The 20,284-nt window shown below is 71.3% G+C and carries 16 protein-coding genes and 3 pseudogenes; 9 read left to right on the top strand and 10 right to left on the bottom strand.

Going from position 1 to position 20,284, the window contains the following annotated elements:
- Nucleotides 1-71 precede the first annotated feature (71 nt).
- The 3 genes from ACH4ZA_RS07570 to ACH4ZA_RS07560 form a co-directional block, all read right to left on the bottom strand.
- Nucleotides 72-500 (bottom strand): type II toxin-antitoxin system VapC family toxin, encoded by a 429-nt coding sequence (locus tag ACH4ZA_RS07570; RefSeq protein WP_398428441.1) that lies wholly within the window; start codon nt 498-500, stop codon nt 72-74.
- On the bottom strand, nt 497-769 hold the full coding sequence (locus ACH4ZA_RS07565; RefSeq protein WP_398428439.1) for a hypothetical protein: 273 nt from the start codon (nt 767-769) through the stop codon (nt 497-499). The genes ACH4ZA_RS07570 and ACH4ZA_RS07565 overlap by 4 nt, the downstream gene beginning before the upstream one ends.
- Nucleotides 770-1,511: 742 nt before the next feature.
- Nucleotides 1,512-1,949, bottom strand: a complete 438-nt coding sequence (locus ACH4ZA_RS07560; protein WP_319276134.1) for a hypothetical protein — start codon at nt 1,947-1,949, stop codon at nt 1,512-1,514.
- A gap of 820 nt (nt 1,950-2,769) precedes the next feature.
- Between ACH4ZA_RS07560 and ACH4ZA_RS07555 the strand changes: the two genes are divergently transcribed.
- Nucleotides 2,770-3,336, top strand: a complete 567-nt coding sequence (locus ACH4ZA_RS07555) for a Uma2 family endonuclease (RefSeq protein ID WP_319276133.1) — start codon at nt 2,770-2,772, stop codon at nt 3,334-3,336.
- A 267-nt stretch (nt 3,337-3,603) separates the two neighbouring features.
- Here the strand turns inward: ACH4ZA_RS07555 and ACH4ZA_RS07550 are convergent.
- From ACH4ZA_RS07550 to ACH4ZA_RS07530, 5 genes and pseudogenes are all read right to left on the bottom strand, one after another.
- A pseudogene (locus ACH4ZA_RS07550) lies at nt 3,604-3,852 on the bottom strand (conjugal transfer protein TraS); the annotation flags it as partial.
- Nucleotides 3,853-3,941: 89 nt separating this feature from the next.
- Nucleotides 3,942-4,454 (bottom strand): annotated as a pseudogene (locus ACH4ZA_RS07545) (class I SAM-dependent methyltransferase); the annotation flags it as partial.
- Nucleotides 4,455-4,464: 10 nt separating this feature from the next.
- Nucleotides 4,465-7,827: a S8 family peptidase gene (locus tag ACH4ZA_RS07540; protein ID WP_398428437.1), complete on the bottom strand. Its 3,363-nt coding sequence runs from the start codon at nt 7,825-7,827 to the stop codon at nt 4,465-4,467.
- A gap of 1 nt (nt 7,828) precedes the next feature.
- Entirely contained in the window at nt 7,829-8,884 is a 1,056-nt protein-coding gene (locus ACH4ZA_RS07535) for a CU044_5270 family protein (protein WP_319276131.1), read from the bottom strand.
- A complete protein-coding gene (locus ACH4ZA_RS07530) occupies nt 8,881-9,546 on the bottom strand; it encodes an RNA polymerase sigma factor (RefSeq protein WP_398428435.1) in 666 nt (221 codons plus the stop codon). The genes ACH4ZA_RS07535 and ACH4ZA_RS07530 overlap by 4 nt, the downstream gene beginning before the upstream one ends.
- A gap of 92 nt (nt 9,547-9,638) precedes the next feature.
- Between ACH4ZA_RS07530 and ACH4ZA_RS07525 the strand changes: the two genes are divergently transcribed.
- Complete coding sequence (locus ACH4ZA_RS07525; protein WP_398428573.1) at nt 9,639-9,965, top strand: hypothetical protein; 327 nt, start codon at nt 9,639-9,641, stop codon at nt 9,963-9,965.
- Here ACH4ZA_RS07525 and ACH4ZA_RS07520 read toward each other — a convergent pair.
- Entirely contained in the window at nt 9,953-10,642 is a 690-nt protein-coding gene (locus ACH4ZA_RS07520; RefSeq protein WP_319276128.1) for a FadR/GntR family transcriptional regulator, read from the bottom strand. The two genes, ACH4ZA_RS07525 and ACH4ZA_RS07520, sit on opposite strands and share 13 nt — an antisense overlap.
- A 187-nt stretch (nt 10,643-10,829) precedes the next feature.
- Between ACH4ZA_RS07520 and leuA the strand changes: the two genes are divergently transcribed.
- Nucleotides 10,830-12,620 carry a 2-isopropylmalate synthase gene (gene leuA, locus ACH4ZA_RS07515; RefSeq protein ID WP_398428433.1) on the top strand — a complete coding sequence of 597 codons (1,791 nt, stop codon included), beginning with the start codon at nt 10,830-10,832 and terminating at the stop codon, nt 12,618-12,620.
- Between the two features lie 346 nt (nt 12,621-12,966).
- Here the strand turns inward: leuA and ACH4ZA_RS07510 are convergent, their stop codons facing one another.
- A complete protein-coding gene (locus tag ACH4ZA_RS07510; RefSeq protein ID WP_319276125.1) occupies nt 12,967-13,815 on the bottom strand; it encodes a helix-turn-helix transcriptional regulator in 849 nt (282 codons plus the stop codon).
- Between the two features lie 102 nt (nt 13,816-13,917).
- Here ACH4ZA_RS07510 and ACH4ZA_RS07505 point away from each other — a divergent pair, with 102 nt between their 5' ends.
- The 6 genes and pseudogenes from ACH4ZA_RS07505 (at nt 13,918) to ACH4ZA_RS07480 (ending at nt 20,131) form a co-directional block, all read left to right on the top strand.
- On the top strand, nt 13,918-14,613 hold the full coding sequence (locus ACH4ZA_RS07505) for an SDR family NAD(P)-dependent oxidoreductase (RefSeq protein WP_398428431.1): 696 nt from the start codon (nt 13,918-13,920) through the stop codon (nt 14,611-14,613).
- A 98-nt stretch (nt 14,614-14,711) separates the two neighbouring features.
- Nucleotides 14,712-15,143: a tautomerase family protein gene (locus tag ACH4ZA_RS07500; protein WP_319276123.1), complete on the top strand. Its 432-nt coding sequence runs from the start codon at nt 14,712-14,714 to the stop codon at nt 15,141-15,143.
- Nucleotides 15,136-16,193, top strand: a pseudogene (locus tag ACH4ZA_RS07495) (zinc-binding dehydrogenase). The gene ACH4ZA_RS07500 and the pseudogene ACH4ZA_RS07495 overlap by 8 nt, the downstream one beginning before the upstream one ends.
- A 262-nt stretch (nt 16,194-16,455) precedes the next feature.
- Entirely contained in the window at nt 16,456-17,730 is a 1,275-nt protein-coding gene (locus tag ACH4ZA_RS07490; RefSeq protein WP_319276121.1) for a M23 family metallopeptidase, read from the top strand.
- Nucleotides 17,731-18,016: 286 nt separating this feature from the next.
- Complete coding sequence (locus tag ACH4ZA_RS07485) at nt 18,017-18,502, top strand: SHOCT domain-containing protein (protein ID WP_319276120.1); 486 nt, start codon at nt 18,017-18,019, stop codon at nt 18,500-18,502.
- Nucleotides 18,503-18,553: 51 nt separating this feature from the next.
- Nucleotides 18,554-20,131: a diacylglycerol/lipid kinase family protein gene (locus tag ACH4ZA_RS07480; RefSeq protein WP_398428429.1), complete on the top strand. Its 1,578-nt coding sequence runs from the start codon at nt 18,554-18,556 to the stop codon at nt 20,129-20,131.
- Nucleotides 20,132-20,284: the final 153 nt, after the last annotated feature.

The raw sequence follows: 20,284 nt of genomic DNA, 5'->3' as shown, positions 1-20,284 counted from the left end.
GGGCCCTTCCGTCCTGCGGACGGGAGGGCCTCTGCGGTTGCAGCACACATACAGCACCGAAGCCGCGGCTCCTACAGCTGCTGCTCCCACGGATTGACCACCAGAGCCCCGGTTCGGGACATGTGCTTGATGTTGCGTGTGGCCACTGTCCAGCCGTTGGCCAGGGCGGTGGCGGCGATCAGGGCGTCCGGTGGGTCGATGCTGGTGCCGGCAAGCTTGAGCGTCCTGTGGATGGTGAGGTAGGCGGCGGCTTCCGGTTCGCCGATCGGTGCGATGCGGTCACGGAATTCTTGCCGTACCGCAGCGAGGGCTTGTGCGTAGCGGGCTTGCCTTACGGGATCCGGGGCGGCGGCAACGCCGGCCTCGATCTCAGCCACAGTGATCACGCTCAGGAAGCGGTTAGGGCGGGCCGTGGACCGAAACCAGGCAAGGACGCGCGGGTCGGGCTTCGCCCGGGTCGTGAGCTCGGCGACGACATTGGTGTCGAACAGGTAGATCACTCGGCGTCCGTCTGCGCATCGTAGGAGCGGGTGCCGAACTCCAGCCCTTCGAAGGGCCGGGAGAGCAGGAATTCCTCGAAACCATCGTTACTCAGCGTGACCCAGCGGTGCAGCATCTCGGGCAGAGCCTCGATCTCCGTGTCGGCGAGCTCAGCGTCGAAGTGCCGACGCTGGTCCTCAGGCAGGGACTCCCGGATGTCTCGGATGGTCCGCAGCGGATGCGAGGACGGGCGCGGCGGGTGAGGGTCACCGCTCGGAGCTGTGGTCATCGGCATCCCCTCCGCGTGCATCGGGCTGCGTACTGCTGCTGGTACCAGGCTACGGGTTTCCGCCTGCCCGCTCACAACCTTGGGACGAGAGCGGGGCATGCGTCATGCCTGGCCGCCGAACGACAGCCGCAGTTCTTCGGCGTGCCCCTGGTCGTCCTCCTCAGCGAGTACCGCCCCCAACCAAGTGGCTGGCCGGAACGGATACGGCACACATGAGGCCGGGAATGGCTGAGAACTCGCAAAGACCGTGGAGGGGTGATTTCCCAGCTCAGGCGCACTGGAGACTACGGTTCCGCAGGTCACAGCCCCGCCCAGGGAAAACTCCTGAAGCGGGTGTCGCAGGTTCGAATCCTGCCGGGGGCGCAACGCATTGCCGCTCTGACCTGGGATTTCTCCCCCAGTGGGGGCTCCTACTCGGCCTCGGACTCCTCGTCCGGGGCCGTTTGCGTGAGCGGTGCGGGCGGGCAACCGTTCAGGCCGGGACCCGACCGCATCCGAGCGGGCGAGCGTGAGCAGATCAAGCCCCGGGCCGGCAGCCCACGGCGGAGCCGAAGCCCGGACCCGCCGCCACTGCCGGAAGACAGGCCCTTCCGACAGGGTCGGCATTCGGCGGACGAGGTCTCGGCGTTCGCGGCAGAGCTGTTGGAGGCCGGCTTCTCGGTGTCGGTACGGCCGAAGCGGTAGCGGAGCCGGCGGCTCGGCTACCGTGGGCCGCTGCATCGGTCCCACCCCGCCGAGCGCACTACGCCGTGGCGCGTGCTTCCTGCCAGCGAGCCGCGTTCGTCTTGTCGAGACGGTAGAACGCCTCAGCCGGGTAGGTGGAGTCGGGGTCGGTAGCCCACTCGAACTTCATCGGCCGGTTGCCGCGCCCGTAGTGCGCGTGCAGGTGCCGGGTGAAGGCAGCCAGGGCGCCTTTGATCTGACCACGGTCGAGGTTGATGCGCTCGACGAGGGCGGTGGTGCTGTACGCGCGCTCCGGCTCAGCGGCGAGAAGGTCCAGCATGGCCGCAACGCGCTGGATCGACGGCAGATCCGTGGCGATGAGCGACCTGAAGTTCTCAACGGTCCACTCCTCCACCGGCCAGGTTCCGTCCGGCTCGTCCCTCTGGGTCCCGCCGGGCAGCGGGCTGCTCATCTCGCTCTCCTTCAGGTCCAGTTCGGCAAGCAGGGCGTAAGACACGAGTGACGTACTGAGCAGGGACGGGCACGGAGATGAACACTTCTTACGGGCTCGGTCTCCTTTTCTGGCACTCGAAGCAGACCGGCGAGCGGGGACACCGCCGAACCAAAGTGCACAAGATCCGGCGAGCCCGTCCCGCCTGACGAGCACGGAATGCCGCGATACCGCTGCGGACGCTGCGGCGTCCTCGCCTTCGCCGATACCGAACCCACCCGCGGCACCGCCCGGACCGGCCTCTCCGCCCACGCCACGACAACCAGCACTACCCCCTGAACCGCCCGGGCTGCGGTCACCGCGGCGTCCACCAGAGCGTCCCGCCCCCGCCCCGGATTACTCGCGCTGCTACGAGTACTGCGGCTGTCGGGGCTACCTCGCGCCCACCCACAAAGCTGCGCGACGGGACTGTTCCCGTGGCGCCCAACGAATCGGCGCCGTCCGGCACGTGCTCCGGGGCCGGGCACACAGCCACCGACGAGAGGGGGCGACGGCGTGCGGTACAAGCCTGGCGGCGGTCTCAGCGATCGCCCGATCCGCCTTGGGCAGCAGACGCGTACCGAACGGTACAAGGTCCCCGCCGGGCCGTATCCTCGCCAGCGGTACCGCGGCGGCTGCCGCACCGGGTCAGTGGTGCCGCTGGCCTGTTCCGGTCCCCTGGTGACGAGGCCACGGTGCCGGTTCCTCACTCTTACCGTGGGCGCGCTGGTCGGATGGCGGCCGATGGGGAGGGTGCGCGAGCGGGACGAGCGTGCCGGACGGACGGCAGACAGTACGCTGAATCCAGCGGGATCGGGCCCGCAGCACAGTGTCCGGGAGGTGCTTCATGACGGCCGAGATGGTGGCCCCGGCATGGATGCATGAACAGATCACGGCAGAGGAGTACGCGTCCTGGTCCGAGGAGCAGTGCGCCGGCATCGAGATCGTGGACGGGATGGTCGTCGTGAGTCCGAGCGCGTCCAAGCGGCACAACCGGCTCGCCCGGATTCTGGCGAACGCCCTGGATGCCGCCGCGGGCCCGGAGTGGAACGCCGACACGGACTTCGACGTCCGGCTTCAGGACGTCCCCCTCACCAATCGCCGCCCGGACGTCATCGTGTACCGCGCAGATACGATCGACATCACCCCCACCCGCCCTGAGCACGTGCTGCTTGTCGCGGAGGTGGTGTCGCCGGGCTCGGAGACCACCGACCGGATCGTGAAGGTCGACCAGTACGCCAAGGCGGGCATCGGCTTCTACTGGAGGATCGAGCAGGCTGCGACAGGCGTTCCCCTCGTGTACACCTACGTTCTCGACCCCGCGACGAAGACCTACCGGGACGGAGACGTGTTCACCGGCGTCCTCAAGGTAGCGGCCCCCTTCCCCGTGCAGATCGACCTCGGCCAGGTCTGACCCACGCGCTGCTCAGCAGCCGGCAGCGCGTGAGCGATGCGTGAGCGGACTGCCCGAGACAGCGCGGCATGATCCGGATCAAGTGGCTCGCCGCGCGGTCCTGACCAGGAGAAACAGCACCGCGCGGCAGCGCCAGGCATCCCCCGGCAAGGATTCGATCCCACTCCCGAAGCGGGTGTCGCAGGTTCGAATCCTGCCGGGGGCACAGAGAAAGGGCCGGCTCAGGAGGGTTTCCTCCCAGGCTGGCCCTTCGTCGTGTTCGGGGTGTCAGTCGGTGACGGGGTTCGGCTGGACGACGGGGGCCGAGGTCTCGGCGGGCCGTACGGGGATGTCGGGTCGGAAGGGCTTCAGCGCGGGCAGCTCGGGCACCAGGTGGGCCGTCTCCCGGCAGACGTCGGCGGCGTCGCCGAGGGAGAGGTAGGGGGTGCGGATGCGGGACCAGCCGCCGGAGGTGTCGCCCGCGACGGCGAGGCCGGGACGCTCAGGGGCGATGGTGCAGGCGGCCGGCACCGCTTCCGCGGTAGTCGCGTACGAAGGGCATGGCGTCCTCCCGCAGCGCGACCGGCACTTTCCAACGGGCCGTGCACCTCGGTCAGCTGGACTCAGTACTCGACCGCGCCGGCACCGGGGACGTCCGTCACCCGGTACGAGGTCTCACGGTTGCACTCCTCCCAGGCACGCCTGGCCGGGTCGCGGGTCTCGAACACCGGGTGGCCGCCGGGGCGCAGGGCCTCGTGGGCGCCTCGCAGGGTCCGGCGCCAGGTCTACGGATCCACGATGGCCTGGGCGACGTTCGCCGTCATGGTCGCCAGGTCCATCCGGAGCGGCGGAAGTGCCGTCGCGTCGCCGCGGATCCAGCGGACCCGCTCGGCGCCCGGCTTGCCCCGGGCCACGTCGAGAAAGGCTCCGGCGAGGTCGACGCCGACGACCTCGATGCCGCGGTCGGCCAGCAGCAGCGCGAGGACACCGGTCCCGCAGCCGATGTGCAGAACGCGGCGAGCCCCGACCCCCTCCGCCATCCGGAGGTAGGGGTCGAGGTCGCCGCGATCGGGGTCGAGGGTGTCGTGGATCTCGGCGAGGCGTGGATTCCCCGAGCATTCGTCAGGTTCGTCAGCCATGCCGTGGAACCTACGGGAGGACGTGTGTCAGGAGGTATGCCTTCAGGATCGTCACCGTGTACGTATTGCCGGTGGTGTCGGTCAGAGTGGCCTTGAAGGAGACCGACCTGGCCGTCTTCGGGTGGGTCAGGGTGAGGGTCCTCTTGCCGTTCCTGGTGGTGACGGGGGCGTCGGACCAGGTCGTTCCGCCGTTGTAGGAGACCTTCACCGCGAGGGACTTGAGGTGGGTGGCGGCCGGGCCCTCGATGGAGAGGGGGACCGTGGTGCGGTGGCCGGCGCGGGCCGTGCCGGCCGGGGTCAGCTTCGGGTGGAAGCGGACGGTGGAGAGTGGCATCGCCTTCGAGTCGGACGGCTGGGCGGGCTGCTTCGAGGTGAAGGTCCAGGCCGCGGTCAGACGGCTGGTGGTGCCGGCGACCGTGGCCGGCCGGGTCAGGTCCGTGCGGATCGTGTAGCGGGTGGACGCCGCCGGGAGGTTCTCCACCGTCTGGCAGAGGTCGCCGTCGTTGTCGAGCAGGGTACGGCCGCCCGCGGTGACCGTCGTGTGCCGTGCGGCGACGGAGGACGCGGGGTGTCCGGCGGCGTCGACGAGGTCGGGGACACACAGGTCGAGGGTGTCGCCGACCCGCTGCGCGCCCCACCCCTCGCCGACCATGGGGCTGAAGACGCCGACGTTGTACGTCGACTCGTACGTCCGGCCCGCCCGGTAGGACACCCGTTGGTCGTCGTAGAACACGTCGGTCTCTTCACCGGCGGCGTTCAGCTGGCCGACGTTGACCGTCCACCGGAAGCCCTTGGGCGTGGTGACGTACGTCTTCGCCGTCGTCGGCAGCGGGAACGGGTCGCTGATCGTGCCCAGCCCCAGATCGGGGCCGTACCACAGGGCGTTGACGGAACCCTTGCGGTGCGCGACGGAGGAGCCGATGTTCCGCTTCAGCAGGGCCAGTTCACTCGTCCGCGCCGTGTGCTGGTAGCCGGTGGGGAAGCGGTCGGGCAGGTTGTAGAGCAGGTTGTAGGTGGTGCTGCCCTTCTGCCACAGGCCGCTGAGCTGGGTGCTGAGCCTCCCCGCGGCGGGCGCCGGGCCCAGGCTCGCGGTGCGCAGGTCGGTGAAGGAGTCCGAGAACAGGAGGGTGGTGTTGTAGAGGGTGCCGCCGGTGTCCATGCGGTAGTTGAGGTAGCCGGCCGACATCTTCGCGCCGCCGGGGGCGGTGATCCGGACCGGCTTGGTCTTACGGGCGTCGAAGGTGACCGTGGTGTCCTTGGTGAGCGAGAGCTTCGGCCGGACGAGCGCCGAGGTGCCCTCGCTGCCGCCGTCGCCGATCAGCGTGTCCAGGACGTAGTCGCCGCGCGGGACGCGCACCTTGTAGACGCCCTTGGCGATCTGCTGGGAGTCCTCCAGGACATTGGTCTCGTACTCACCCGAGTAGCCGATGATCTCGGTCAGCGGCGAGCTGACGGGCTTGCCGCCACGGTCGAGGAACTTCAGGGTGAGCTCGTACGCCTCCGCCTCGCGGATCACGCCGAAGGAGGTCCGCACGGACCTGCCGTCGCCGTCGCCCTGCGCGGTGGCGGCGACCGTGCCCGAGTACGCGCCGTCCGCCGCCTCGGTGCGGGTGTCCGAGGTGAGGTCGACGCTTGCGGTGCCGCCCGCGGGGACGGTGAGCTGCCGTGTGCTGAGCGTGAACATGCCGTCGGGGGCGGTGCTGCCCCCGGGGCCGGTCGCGGTGGCCGTCAGGTCCAGGATGACGGGGCGGTCGCCGTCGTTGCGGTAGGTGACCCGGCGGGTGGCCGGCCGGTCGTCGGTGTGGGGCCACAGCTGCTTGCCGAAGGACACCGACATCTGCTCGCCGACCACGCTCTGGCCGAGCGCCCGGGCCACGTCGAGCCTGCCGGTGCCCTGCTGATAGCCGGTCAGGCCGGCGGTCGGCGTGGTGGACGCGGTGAGAGCCTGCTTGATCCGCGCCCCCGTCCAGTCCGGGTGCCGTTGCGCCAGGATCGCGGCGGCGCCCGCGGCATGCGGTGTCGCCATCGACGTACCGGACATGGAGACGTAGCCGTCGGCGGCCGGGTCGCCCAGAACGCCGTTCGCCGCCTTCGCCGCGACGATGTCGACGCCCGGCGCGGTGAGGTCCGGCTTCAGCGCGCTGTCGGCGGTCGGGCCGACGCTGGAGAACTCGGCGATCCGGTCCTCGCCGTCGACCGCTCCCACGGTGAGCGCCGACTCCGCGTCGCCCGGGGAGCCGACGGTCCCGGCGCCCGGGCCCTCGTTGCCGGCCGCGGCGACGGTGAGCATGCCGGTGCTCTCGGAGAGGGCGTTCACGGCCGCCTCCACCGGGTCTGCCCCCGGGGCGTCCGTCTGGCCGAGGCTGAGGTTGGCCACCTCGGCGCCCTGCGCGGCGGCCCACTCCAGGCCGGCGATGACGCTGGAGTCGGTGCCCTCGCCGTCGTCGTTCAGCACCTTGGCGTTGAGGAGCCGCGCGCCCGGTGCGACGCCCTTGTGGAGGCCGTCGGATCTGGCACCCGAGCCGGCCACCGTCGCCGCGACGTGCGTGCCGTGGCCGACCCTGTCGTCCGTGCTGCCGGTGCCGCTGAAGTCCTTCGACTCCGTCACCACCGAGGCGAGGTCCGGGTGCGTGGTGTCGATGCCGGTGTCCAGGACGGCGACCTTGACGCCCTTGCCGTCGTACCCGGCGTTCCAGGCGGTCGGCGCGCCGATCCGCGTGACGTTGTCGCTGACCTTGTCACTGTCGCCCTGAACGGCAGCCGCTTTGAACCGGCCGTCCAGCCAGACCCGTTCCACGCCCGGTGCGGATGTGAGGGCCTGCCAGGTGTCCTCGGCCTCCTCCTTGCGGACGCTGAGCGCGGCGCCGTCCACGCTGGGCAGTTCACGGCGGACGGTGACGGCCCCCTGTCCGTGCGCGAGCAGCGACCTCTGGGTGTTCCTGCGCTGGGCGGCCTTCCCCTCGTACGACACGATCAGGGGGAGTGTGCCGCGCCGGGTGTCGTCGTAGCCGGCCCGTATCAGACCGCTGACGTCGAACAGCCGCTTGTCCAGGACGCCTTGGCCGATGAGGGCGGCGGCGTCGGCGGGGATGACGTACTGGTCGTCGCCGAGGCGGCGAACGGACAACGGGACGTGTCCACGGCCAGGGGCCCGCCGGACGCCGGTCACCCGGCCCCCGGCGTCCAGTTGGACCCGGTCGCCGGTGACGAGGGTGACGTACCGGGCCGGGGAGCCGGTGGCCGGCCGGGCGGCGGTGTCCGCCGCCGCGGACCGCACGCCGAGGCCGGAGCCGGTGGCCGACACCGAGACGCCCGTCATCACTCCCGCGACCAGCAGGGCGGCCAGCGCCGCCGAGGAGGAACCGAGGCGCACGTCAGCTCGCCTTCCCGGGGACCTGCTTGTTGGCGTCGACGACCGCGCGCTGGGTGATCGCGGAGGTGAACAGGACGGTGCCGGGCTTGAACTCCCCGTCCTTTTCGGCCTTGACCTGGACGGTGCGGTCGCCGAGCAACTGGAGGGTCTTCTTGTCGAAGATCCACTCGGTGCGCTGGCCGTCGGTGTCGTTCTGCCGCGCGATGGCGACCCCGTGGCGGCCCAAGGCGTCGACCGCGTCGTCCACCGCGACGACCCCCGGGATCTTGGCGGCGGCCTTGTACAGGGCGACGGCCACGTCCGCGGGCGGGTAGCTCTCGTTCAGCAGATCGCCGATGGCGACGAAGGCCGCCTGGTCGCGGGGGACTTCGGGGTCCCGGACGGCGTCCGACTCCTTGTAGATCTGCTTCAGCAGCACGTCGGGGTCGGTGGGCAGCTTGACCAGGCTGTCGTACGCCCCGGTGAGCGGGGTGGACCCGGCCAGGGTGATGTCCTCCTCGCCCGCTTCGATCAGCCAGCCGTCCTTCCCGTCGGTGGACATCCAGACCTGGCGGGAGTGCAGTTCCTTGCTGACGATCGTGGTCTTGTCGCCGACGGTCTTGGAATAGGTGCTGGCCACCTTCGAGGCGATGTAGATGTACTGGCCGTCGTGCGCCGTCGGTCCGGAGGTGTCGGCGGCGGCGAGCGAGATGCGGTCGAGCAACTGGGGGGCGCCCTTGGTGTCGACGGCGCCGATCTGGGTGGTCAGGGCGGGGCCGGTGGCCACGGCGGTCCTGCCGCCGTCTCCGTCGCCGCCGGACAGGGCGAGGCCGGCCACGACCGCGCCGGCCACGGCGAAGGCGGCGGCGGGTACCAGGATCGCGCGGCGCAGGAACGGGTTGCGCTGCCGCTGCGGGGCGGGGGTGCGGCTGCCGCGGAGGTCTTCGTGGATCTGGGCCATCATGTGCTCCTTGTGGAACTGGTGGCGGCCCGCCGGCAGATCCCGCTCGACGGAGGGCAGGAGGTCCTGGGTCTCCGTCCACTCAGCCGGGTGCGGCTGGGAGGGGCTGGCGTTCATCGGCTTCCTTCCTGTGCGGACCGGATCACGTATCCGCGATCACCTGTTATCTGCCGGTCTGTGCGGGTGGGTTCCGTTTTTTTCCTGCCGAGTTCGCTTTTTTTTCGGAGCAGTTCCGCGTCGGCGAGTTTTCGCAGCTTGCCGCGGGCGCGGGACAGCCGGGAGCGGACGGTGCCGACGGGGATGCCGAGGGCGCGGGCGGCCTCGGCGTACTCCATGCCCTCGCACAGGCACAGGGTCAGGACCTCGCGTTCGGGGCGCTTGAGCGAACTGAGGGCGGTGAGCGTGGCGCTGATGCGGCGCCGGTCGTCCAGCCGGCCTGCGGTCTCCTCGGCGTGGTCCTCGACGTGCTCGTCCGCGGCGTTCGCGGCGGCTGCCGCGCTCGCGGCGTTCCGGTAGCGCCGGTTGCTGCGGTACTGGGCGCGGGCCACGTTGGTGGCGATACCCAGCAGCCAGGGCCGCAGCGAACCCCCTTCGGGCACGACCGACGCACGGCGCCGCCAGGCCTCCATGAACGTCGTCGACATGACGTCCTCGGCCGCGGACCAGTCGGCGGTCAGCCTGAAGGCGTGGTTGTACACGGCGCGGGCATGGTCGTCGAAGAGTTCCGCAAACGCGTTCGGATCTCCGGTTCGCACCCGGGTTCGCATATCTGTGGTCACGTTATGAACTGACGGTCGGAGCAGGCGAGTTCCGGTGACCTACGTCACATCAGCCCCGGGCGTCCCGTACGTCACCAGGGAAGCGCGCGAGCGTGGACCACGTCCAGCCGGGACACCGCGCGGGTCAGGACGACGCACAGCCGGTTCAGGCCGCGCGGCTCGGCCTCCGCGATAGCCGCCGGTTCGACGGCGACAACCTGGTCGCCGACTTCGACCTCATGGACTTGCTGCGCCTGCTGACCGACCGCTGCGTGGGCATGCTCGACGCGAGCGCCGCGACGACGAAGGCCCCTGCCTCGAGAGCTCCGTCCAGGGCGTGGTGGTGGGCGGTGCGGAGACGGGGAAGTGTGCCGTATCCGCGTTTCGGCGTCGGGCATGACTGCCGTTCTCTGATGGGCAGACGAGGTCAGAGGGAGTGAAGCAGGGCGAGAGTTCGCCTGAGCTCGTCCCGCAGCGCGTTTCCGGCTGCCTCGGCGTCCCCCTGCACGACAGCGTTGATCAGTACGGTGTGCCCCTCGTCGCCGTGGTTCGGATTGTCGGAGCGCAGGTCGAGCAGTTCGACCAGATCGAGAAGCCGTCGTTGCAGCACGGGTACGAACTCGGTGAACAATCCTGTGAGCACGGGGTTGTGCGCTGCGGCGACCACGGCCTCGTGCAAGGCGATGTCGGCCTCGACGAATTCGGCGTTGCCTGCGTCCGCAGCGTCCCGGCGCCTGGCCAGGGCGCCGTGCAGGGCGGTGACGTCGTCGTCGGTGCGGCGCTGCGCGGCCAACTGCGCGGCTTCGACTTCCACGAGCATCCGGACCTCGTAGACATCGGTGATGGCCGCCTGGCGGAGCTGGACGGCCCAGTCCTCCTTGGGCTTGGTCGCGATGACGAAGACGCCGGCTCCCTGGCGTGCCTGCACCAGCCCGGCGCCGGCCAGCGCCCGCAGAGCTTCGCGAACGGTCGAGCGCCCCACACCAAGGGACTTGGCCAGAGTGGTCTCGCCGGGGAGCTTCGTCCCCACGGCCCATTCGCCCCCGGTGATCTGTTCGCGCAGGCGCTCCGTGGCCTGCTCGACCAAGGGGGACGGCCGCAAGGCACCTAGTGGCATGTGAGGTTCACCCTCCCGCACCTCTCAGGTTGTCTGAGGAGCTGAGTTGTCGTTACTGTACCCGCATGCTGCTGCACGAGCTTCTTCTTCTCGGCTGCCGCTGCGGGGCCTGACGCGACCGGCACCCCGCAGCGGGGTACCGGGCTGCGCCGGTCAACCTGTGGCCGACCGAAAGAAGTTCCGCACGATGGCTCCCTCCTTCCAGAGCGCGGCGTTCCCCACCCTGCGCACTCCCAACGGTGACATCCCGGCGGATGCACCCCACTGGAATCCCCAGCGCCCGAGCGCGATGCCCCATCACCGCTACCAGCCTGCGCACCAGCGCGTCGCACTGCCCCTGACGGACAGGACCTGGCCGTCGCACCGGCTCGAGCGGGCCCCGCTGTGGGTGCCGGTCGACCTGCGCGACGGCAACCAGGCGCTGGCCGAGCCGATGGACACCGGGCGCAAGCGCCGGATGTTCGACCTCCTGGTCACCATGGGCTTCAAGGAGATCGAGGTGGGTTACCCCTCCGCCAGCCAGACCGACTTCGACTTCGTGCGTCACCTGGCCCACAGCGGCGCCGTCCCCGACGACGTGACCGTCTCCGTGTTCACCGCGGCCCGCCAGGACCTGATCGACCGGACCATCGCCTCCGTCGAAGGACTGCCCCGCACCCTCGTGCACCTCTACACCGCGACCGCGCCCACGTGGCGGGACGTGGTCCTGGGCCGTTCACGCGTCGAAGTGTACGAGCTGATCCGGGACGCCGCCGCCTACCTGATGCGCCGTGCCGAAGAACGGCCGGGCGCCGACATCCGCTTCGAGTTCTCCCCGGAGGTCTTCAACCTCACAGAGCCGGACTTCGTCCTGGAGGTGTGCAACAGCCTGACCGAGCTGTGGGAAGCGAGCCCGGACCGGCCCGTGGTGCACAACCTGCCCGCGACGGTGGAGATCGCTACTCCCAATGTCTACGCGGACCAGATCGAGTACATGAACCGCCATCTGGCGCGCCGCGAGTCCGTGATTCTGTCGGTCCACCCGCACAACGACCGGGGCACCGGCGTCGCCTGTGCCGAACTCGCCGTCCTGGCAGGGGCGCAGCGCGTGGAGGGCTGCCTGTTCGGCAACGGCGAGCGCACCGGGAACGTCGACCTGGTGACCCTGGCCCTGAACCTGTACGCGCAGGGCGTGAACCCCATGATCGACTTCTCGGACATCGACGCGGTTCGCGAGGCCGTGGAGTACTGCAACCGGCTGCCGGTCCACCCGCGCCACCCCTACGGGGGCGACCTCGTTCACACGGCCTTCTCCGGCACCCACCAGGACGCCATCGCCAAGGGAATGGCCCACCATGCCAAGCAGGCCGCCGAGACCGGCCACCCTGTCGAGGAAGCCCCGTGGGCCGTGCCGTATCTGCCCGTCGACCCGGGCGACATCGGCCGCACGTACGAGGAAGTCATCCGCATCAACTCTCAGTCCGGCAAGGGAGGCATCGCCCATCTCCTCCACACCCACCACGGCCTGGACCTGCCCCAGAGCATGCGCCCGGACTTCTCCCGCGCGGTCCAGCGCGTCACCGACGCCACCGGCCAGGAGCTGTCGCACCAGGACCTGTGGGACCTCTTCCGCACCACCTACATCACTTCGGCTCTGGACGGCCCCGTCGCACTGACATCCTGGAGCGCCACGGAACCGCTTCCCGGCGAGCACCGGTTCACCTGCACGCTGCACGTCAGCGGACAGGAGCACACCTGCCAGGGCACCGGAAACGGGCCGCTGTCCGCCCTCGCCGATGTGCTCCGAAGTGTCGGAATCACCGTCGACATCCTCGGCTACACCGAGCACTCCACCGGCACGGGGCCGGGCAGCCCCGCCGTCGCGTACGCCGAGTGCCGCGTGAACGAGGTGACCTGCTGGGGGGCCGGCCGGGATACCTCGGTTCTGACCGCATCGGTCCACGCCGTCATGTCCGCCGTCAACCGCTCACTGGAGTGATGCTCTCGAGCAGCTCGAGAGGGCCTGCCGACCGAGGTCGTCCCTCCCCGGTGACCGTCCTGCCGTGGCTGCGACCGTACGCGCGGCACGATCACCCGCCCGGCTGGATCACATCAGCGCTCTTGTCGGCGCCGTGCACCCATCCTGGCCGCGCAGCGGGCGCAGCGTATGAGTACGCGTACTCAACTCCCGCCTGAGTGAACGCCCTTCGGTCAGTGTGTTCACACGCCCGTCCACCGCACCAGGCTGCTCCTGGTACGTACTCCGGAGGGGGCGAGCCACCCGGCAGGAGAGAGGCCGGCGTTCGCGGCACACTCCCGCAGCCGCCCTGGGGTGCGGGCCGTACCTAAGAGGAGCCGTCGGTGCGGACTCCGGTCGTGACGCGCAGGAACTCCAGTTTCTCCGCGTCGGCGGAGCCTGCGGCCACCGTGTAGACGACGAGGCGGATGTCGCAGCCCGGGACGGTGAGCACGTCGCAGTCGCAGGTCACCTCGCCGACCTGGGGGTGCACCACGGTCTTGCGGGCCGAGACGTGGCGCCCGACCGCACCCTCGTCCCACAGTCGGGTGAACTCCGCGCTGGCGGACCGCAGTTCCTCGATGAGGTCGTTCAGTCCTCGGTCACGGGGGTAGGTGACGAGAGCCGTGCGCAGATCGGCGACCAGGGCGGGGCGCAGGGCGTCGCCCTCCTGGAGCACGGGCCAGGCCGCGAGCCCCGAGGGGCCCGCGGCGAAGACCGCGCGCGCCAGGTTCCGCTGGGCGGGCGTGCGTGCGACGGGGTCGCCGAGCAGCACCGCCCATCCGGGGGTCCAGGACAACAGGGTCCAGTCGGCGCTGAACACGCCTACGGGGAACTCCCCGAGGCGGGCCAGCATCCGCTGGACCCCCGCCGGAACGTGCGTGGAGATCGTCCCCTCCTGGGGAGGCAGGAGGCCGGCCAGGCGGTAGGCGTAATCGCGCTCCACGGGCTGCAGCTGCAGCGCCCTGGCCAGGCTCTCGACGACCTGCGCCGACGGGCTCTTGGCGCGTCCCTGCTCCAGGCGCACCACGTAGTCGACCGACAGCCCTGCGAGCTCGGCCAGTTCCTCGCGCCGCAACCCCACCGCACGTCGGCCGGGTCGTGCCGGCCGCCCGACGTCGAGGGGTGACAGCCGGTCGCGCCAGCGGCGCAACGCCGTGCCAAGGGTCTCGTCCACCCGGCCATTGTGTCCGCCGGACCGCCGTTGTGCCTGGTACTGGCCGTCCTACCGTCGCAGGGGGCACTGGTTGCCCTCTCGTCGCGGGCCGAGAGTGAGCGCATGACGACAACATTCATCACCGGAGCCAACAAGTCCCTCGGCTATGAGACCGCCCGCCGATTGATCGACGCCGGTCACACCGTCGTCGTCGGCGCTCGTGATCCGGAGCGCGGCCGGGCGGCCGCCGACGCACTCGGCGCCCGTTTCGTCCAGATCGACGTGACCGACGACGCGTCGGTGGCTGCGGCCGCCGCCGACATCGAGGCCCGCGAGGGCGGCATCGACGTCCTGATCAACAATGCCGGCGTCTTCGGAACGCACCATCCCGCCGACGAGATCACGGCTGCCGACGCCGCCGAGGTGTTCGAGGTCAACGTGGTCGGGATCGTCCGGGTGACGCACGCGTTCCTGCCCCTGCTGCGCAGGTCCGCGAACCCGGTCGTCGTCAACGTGTCCAGCGGCATGGGGTCCTTCGCGGCCACCCATGACACCGGGCGCGCCGAGGGCCGGGCGGTCGCGCCGCTCTACACGGCGTCGAAGGCCGCCGTGACCATGCTGACCACGCAGTACGCGAAGTCCTGGCCGGACGTGAAGGTGAACGCGGCCGACCCGGGCTACACCGCCACCGACTTCAACGGGCACAGCGGCCCGCAGACGGTGACCGAGGGGACCGACGCGATCGTCGAACTCGCCACCATCGGCGTGGACGGGCCGACCGGAGCCTTCCGTGACCGTCACGGCGAGATGCCCTGGTGATCCGCGCCCACTGGCTATAACGGTCGTCATATTCTACTGTGGCCTTTCGCTATAACGATCGTCATAGCGAAAGGCCGTCGTAGAACGAAGGAGCCGCCATGCCCATGATCCGGCTGACCGCCCCGACCGGTTCCCTGAGCGAGGAGGGCCGCACTTCCGTCCAGCGGGACCTCGCCGCCGTGCTGCTGCGCTGGGAGGGCGCGCCCGACACCGCCTTCTTCCGCGCCCAGGCGTGGAGCTACCTGGTGGAGCTGCCCGCGGGCGCGCAGATCACGGGGGAGGACGACGCCCCGCGATTCCTCGTGGAGGTCACCGTCCCCCAGGGGGCCCTGTCCGAGCGCCGCAGGGCCGGCCTGGTGGAGGAGGCGACGAAGACCGTCCTGTCCGCCGCCGGCCTCGGTCCGGACGACGCCCTTCGGGTGTGGGTGCTGGTGAACGAACAGCCCGACGGCGCCTGGGGTGCGGGCGGCTCCGTCGTCCGCTACGCCGACCTGGTGGCGCTGGCGAAGGAGAAGCGCAGCGATGCGTGAACTGGCCTACGTCGCCCGCCGCACCGTCGAGTGGCGCGAAGTGCCCGACCCCGAGCTCCGGGCGGACTGCGAGGCGATCGTCGCACCGGTCGCCGCGACCTCGTGCGACGTGGACTCCGCGATCCTGGCCGGGCACGGCTTCCTGGACCCGCCGTTCGCCCTCGGCCACGAGTGCGTGGCCCGGGTCGTCGAGACCGGCGACGCCGTCGTCGCCGTCGCCCCGGGCGACCTCGTCGTCGTGCCCTGGTCCATCAGCTGCGGCGCCTGCGCCCACTGCCGCAGGGGACTCACCGCGCACTGCACCTCGGTCCCGTACATGGCCATGTACGGCGCACCCATCGGCGGCAGTTGGGGCGGTCTCTTCTCCGACCTGGTCCGCGTCCCGTACGCGGACGCCATGCTGGTCCCGCTCCCCGCCGGCGCCGACCCGGTCGCCATGGCCTCGGCGAGCGACAACTGGTCCCTGTCCTGGCGCCTGATCGCCCCCCACCTCGAAGCCCGGCCCGGAGCCAGGGTCCTGGTCGTCGCGCGCGGCAGCATCGGCCTGTACGTGTGCGACATCGCCCGCGCGCTCGGCGCCGGCGACGTCCTCTACGTCGACCCCGACCCCGAACACCGCAGGATCGCGGAGGGCTTCGGCGCCCGCACCGCCGAGACGATCGAGCCGATCGGCACGGCTTCGACATCGCCGTCGAAGCCACCGGCCGCGTCGACCAACTCGCCCTCGCGCTCAACTCCCTGGCCCCCGAAGGAATCTGCGAATCGGCGGGCAACCACTTCCGGCCCGGCGAACTGCCGCTGCTCGACATGTACCTCACCGGAGTCACCCTGCGCATCGCCCGCGACAACGTACGCCACCACCTTCCCGACGCCCTCGGCCTCGCCGCGTCCGGGAAGGTCGCCCCCGAGCGGGTCGTCTCCCACGTCCTGGACTGGGAGCGACTTCCCCAGGCCCTGCCCGAGAAGCACCTCAAACCCGTGTTCGTACGCGACACCGCGGCGCCGCAAGCCGCCGGGCCGCAAGCCGCCGGGCCGCGAAAAGCCCGCTGACTGCCGCTGGGCGCCGAAACCGCGAGGCGGTCCACATCCCCCTGACACTGACATTGACATGACATGACATAAATGCCGACAGCGACGTCGAGAGCGACAGGCGAAGCTCCGTGGTCGCTGCGGCTGGACGGGTGTAGTTCGGCGCCTGCGTCAGACGCCCTGCGCCCGGAGCGGCGTGCCGCGGGATTACATGGGCGTGCGCCTCGGCGCGGGGCGTGCCGGCGTCGTTCGCGGCTCCGGACCCGACGAACGAAAGAGCGCAATGGCAGAGCGCGACCCTCGCAACCGCACTGGCCGCGGCCCGCTACTTCGCGGGCTCGCCGCTGCCGTGCTCGCGGCCGGCATGCTGGTGGCCTCGGCGGGACAAGGACAGGCAACCGGCCCGGCCGCTCCGGCGCCCGAGGCACAGTTCACGCCGTTGACGGCGGCAGTGCTGACCAAACCGACGCCGTTCGCCGCCACGGACGGCAGGACGCACATCTCGTACGAGCTGCTCACCACGAGTGCGCTGCCCAGCAGCACGCCGCTGCGGCTCGACCGCGTCGACGTCCGGGACGCCCGCACCCACCGGGTCATCGGCTCGCTGAGCGGGCAGGCGCTGGCCGACGCCGCCAACCCGGTGGGTGACCCGCTGCCGGGTGCGGACGGGTACACCCCGGCGCCTCCGGGGCCGACGCCGACCGTCGTCCAGGGCTCCCAGCAGTGGATCGTCTGGCTCGACCTGGTCCTCGACCGCGGCCGGCCGGCGCCCAGGGTCCTCGAGCACCGTCTCTCGGGCGCCGTCCTGGCCCCCTCCGGCCCCTCCCCCTTCGAGGAGACGGTGCAGGCCACCCGGATCTCCGGCAGGCCGCCGCTGAACCTGAACCCGCCGGTCCGTCCCGGTACCTGGTACTCCAGCGAGTCCTGCTGCGGCAACACCCACCACCGGCGCGGCCTCGCCCCGATCAACGGCCGCTTCTACGTGCCGCAGCGCTTCGCGATCGACTGGTACCGGGTCGGCAGGCAGGGGCAGACCTGGGAAGGCGACCCCGCACGGCTCACCAGCTACCTGAGCTACGGTCAGCCGATCGTCGCCTCGGCCGGCGGCAGAGTGGTGGAGGTGCAGGACGGAGTAGCGGAGAACACGCCGCCTCTCACGCCGCCCGTCCCGCCGATCGAGGACACCGTCGGCAACCACGTCACCGTGCAGGTCGCGCCCGGCCGCTATCTTCTCTACGCCCACATGAAGCCCGGCTCGCTCAGGGTCCGCAAGGGCGACCGGGTCGCAACGGGACAGGTCCTCGGGCTGATCGGCAACAGCGGCAACTCCACCACGCCGCACCTGCACTTCCAGGTGATGACCACAGCGCACTTCTTCCCGACCGACAGTCCGCCGTTCACCTTCCGGCGCTTCCGCGTCGTCGGGCATGTCGAACCCCGGATCTGGGACGACAACCTGGGCCTGCAGCCGACCGGCGTCCTGCCGATCACGCCCTCGCCGTACGACGGCCCTCACCGTGACCGGTATCCGCTCGACCGCGAGATCCTGAAGTTCTGACCGGACGCCGGCCGGGCCGACGGCCGAGCGCAGCGTGAAGATCCACGACTGACGTGGGCGACGCCGGACGGGGGCGCACACCGGCGCCCGCGTCCGGCCTTCGCGCCCGTCGAAGGCCTTCCCCCTCCCGCCACGGGCTGCGTGCGCCGTGCGCCGAGGGCATCGCGCGTGCGCACACGCTCACCCGTGCCGGGTGAGGCCGGGGCGGCTTCGGCGTGCGCACGCTGTAGCCGGGCGTCGAACACAGCGCCCGGGCCGCCGGGCGAGCGCCCGGAACGGAGGCGACATGGGCGACATCGGTCAGCACAGCGCGCAGACCTCTCTGGCGTACGACTTTCCCCTGCTGGGAGCTTTCTGGAGCGTGCTCTGGCTCTTCCTGTGGATCATGTGGTTCGTTCTGCTCTTCCGGATCGTCGGCGACATCTTCCGCGACGACGAACTGAGCGGCTGGGCGAAGGCCGGCTGGCTGGCGTTCTGCATCGTCCTGCCCTTCCTGGGCGTGTTCGTGTACGTGATGGCCCGCGGCAGGAACATGGGCCGCCGGGAGATCGCGCAGGCACGTGCGCAGCAGGAGGACTTCAACGCCTACATCAGGCAGGCCGCGGCCGGCGGCGGGACCGGCAGCGTCGACGAGCTCGCCCGGCTGTCCGAGATCCGCGCCCGCGGCGACCTCACGGACGAGGAGTTCCGCAGGGCCAAGAACCTGGTTCTGAGCGGCCACGGCCCGGCGGAGCGTCCGGGCTCCACCACCCTCCCCGCCTCCGGTCGCTGAGCGGCTCAACGACGCCGGGGGCCGGCGGCTGGGACGACGAAAGGGCCGCAGGTGGGACGACACGTAGGGCACGCCGAGGAAGCCGGAGGGGCAGGGAGCGGGACCGGACGCGCGCGAGGCGGCAGCGGCGCCGGATGGGCTCGCCTGGCCCTGCTGGCCCTGCTGGGCAGCGTCCTGGTACCGCTCGTCGCCGCCGGTCTGCGGAGCGTGCTGTGGGCCCTGGCCGGCGTCGCCGGGCTGACGCTCGCCGCCGTCGGCACGTGGTGGGCGCTGGCGCACACCGGGGTGGTCCGTGGCCTCGGGGCGGCCCTGGCGGTGGTCGCTCCGGTCACCGTGCTCGCCCTGTACGCCGCGTTCGACATGCTGGGGCCTGCGCTGCTCTCCGTGGCCCTGTGGATGCTGGCCCTGACAGCGGCACGGGCGTCCTCTGCACGGGCGTCCTCGGCACGGGCGTCCTCTGCACGGGCGTCCTCTGCACGGGCGTCCTCTGCACGGGCGTCCTCTGCACGTGGCCGCGCCGACTTCGAGGGGGAGGTCGCGGAAGCGCCCCACGCCCCCTGGATCCTCATGAATCCGCGCTCGGGCGGCGGCAAGGTGGGCCGGTTCCATCTCGTGGAGAAGGCCCGGGACGCGGGCTGCCGGGTGGTGCTGCTCGACGGGCGCCAGGACGTCGCCGAGCTGGCCCGGCGGGCCGTCGCCGAGGGAGCCGACCTTCTCGCGGTGGCGGGCGGCGACGGCACCCAGGCCCTGGTGGCCGAAGTCGCGGCCCGCAACGATCTGCCCTTCATGGTGATTCCCGTGGGCACCCGCAACCACTTCGCCCTCGACCTCGGCCTCGACCGCGGGGACCCGGCGGCGGCTCTCGAGGCCCTGTCCGACGGCGTCGAACTCCGCGTCGACCTCGGGTTCGCGGCGAACCGGGTCTTCGTCAACAATGCCTCCTTCGGGACGTACGCGGCCGTGGTCGCCGACCCCGCCTACCGGGACGCGAAGGCGCACACCGTCCTCCAGGCGCTCCCCGGCCTCCTCACCGCCGAGGACGCACCCAGGCTGCGCATGAGGGCCGCCAAGGCCCGGGGGCACGGTCCGGCCGGACCGTCCGGTCCGGCCGCGACCGGGGTCGAGGCCGCGGTCGAGGCTGAGGCTGAGGGGGCCGAGGGGGCTGAGGCGGCCGAGGGGGCCGCCCGGGCCGACGGTCTTCAGGCGCTGCTCGTCAGCAACAACCCCTACGGGCGGGCCGTGGAAGCGGCCAATCCGGGACGCAGACAGCGGCTGGACTCGGGTGAGCTGGGCGTGGTGGGCGTGCGGGTGGACAACGCCGCTGACGCGGCGCGCCTGGTACGCGGTCCCCGTGCGCCGGGAGTCATGCGGCTGAGTGCGGGGGAAGTCGTCGTCGAGGGCGACACGGCGACCCTCCCCGTCGGTATCGACGGGGAGCACACGGTGCTGCCGTCACCCGTCGTGTGCCGCAGCGCGCCCGGTGCGCTGCGGGTCCGCGTGCCGCGCCGCCGTCCCGGGGCGCCCGGGGCGACCGCCGCAGTGGTGGACTGGCCGCGCGTGGCGCGCCTGGCGCTCGGCCGTCCGCGCCGCCGTCCGGCACCGGGCGCAGGGACCGGGACGCCGTCCTGAGTCACCGAGCCGGCCCGTCCCGTCGTTCAGGACGAGCCGGCAGGGCGACGACGGTCACCGTCAGGAGCCATCCGCAGCCGGCCACGACGAGATCCGCCGCGTCCGGCACCTGGCGCCGATCCCTGTCCACCCGATCCCCCCGTCCCCGTGGCC

The organism is Streptomyces sp. NPDC020597 (assembly GCF_044335095.1).
Classification (GTDB): domain Bacteria; phylum Actinomycetota; class Actinomycetes; order Streptomycetales; family Streptomycetaceae; genus Streptomyces.
This window is presented reverse-complemented; position numbering and strand designations above follow the sequence as displayed.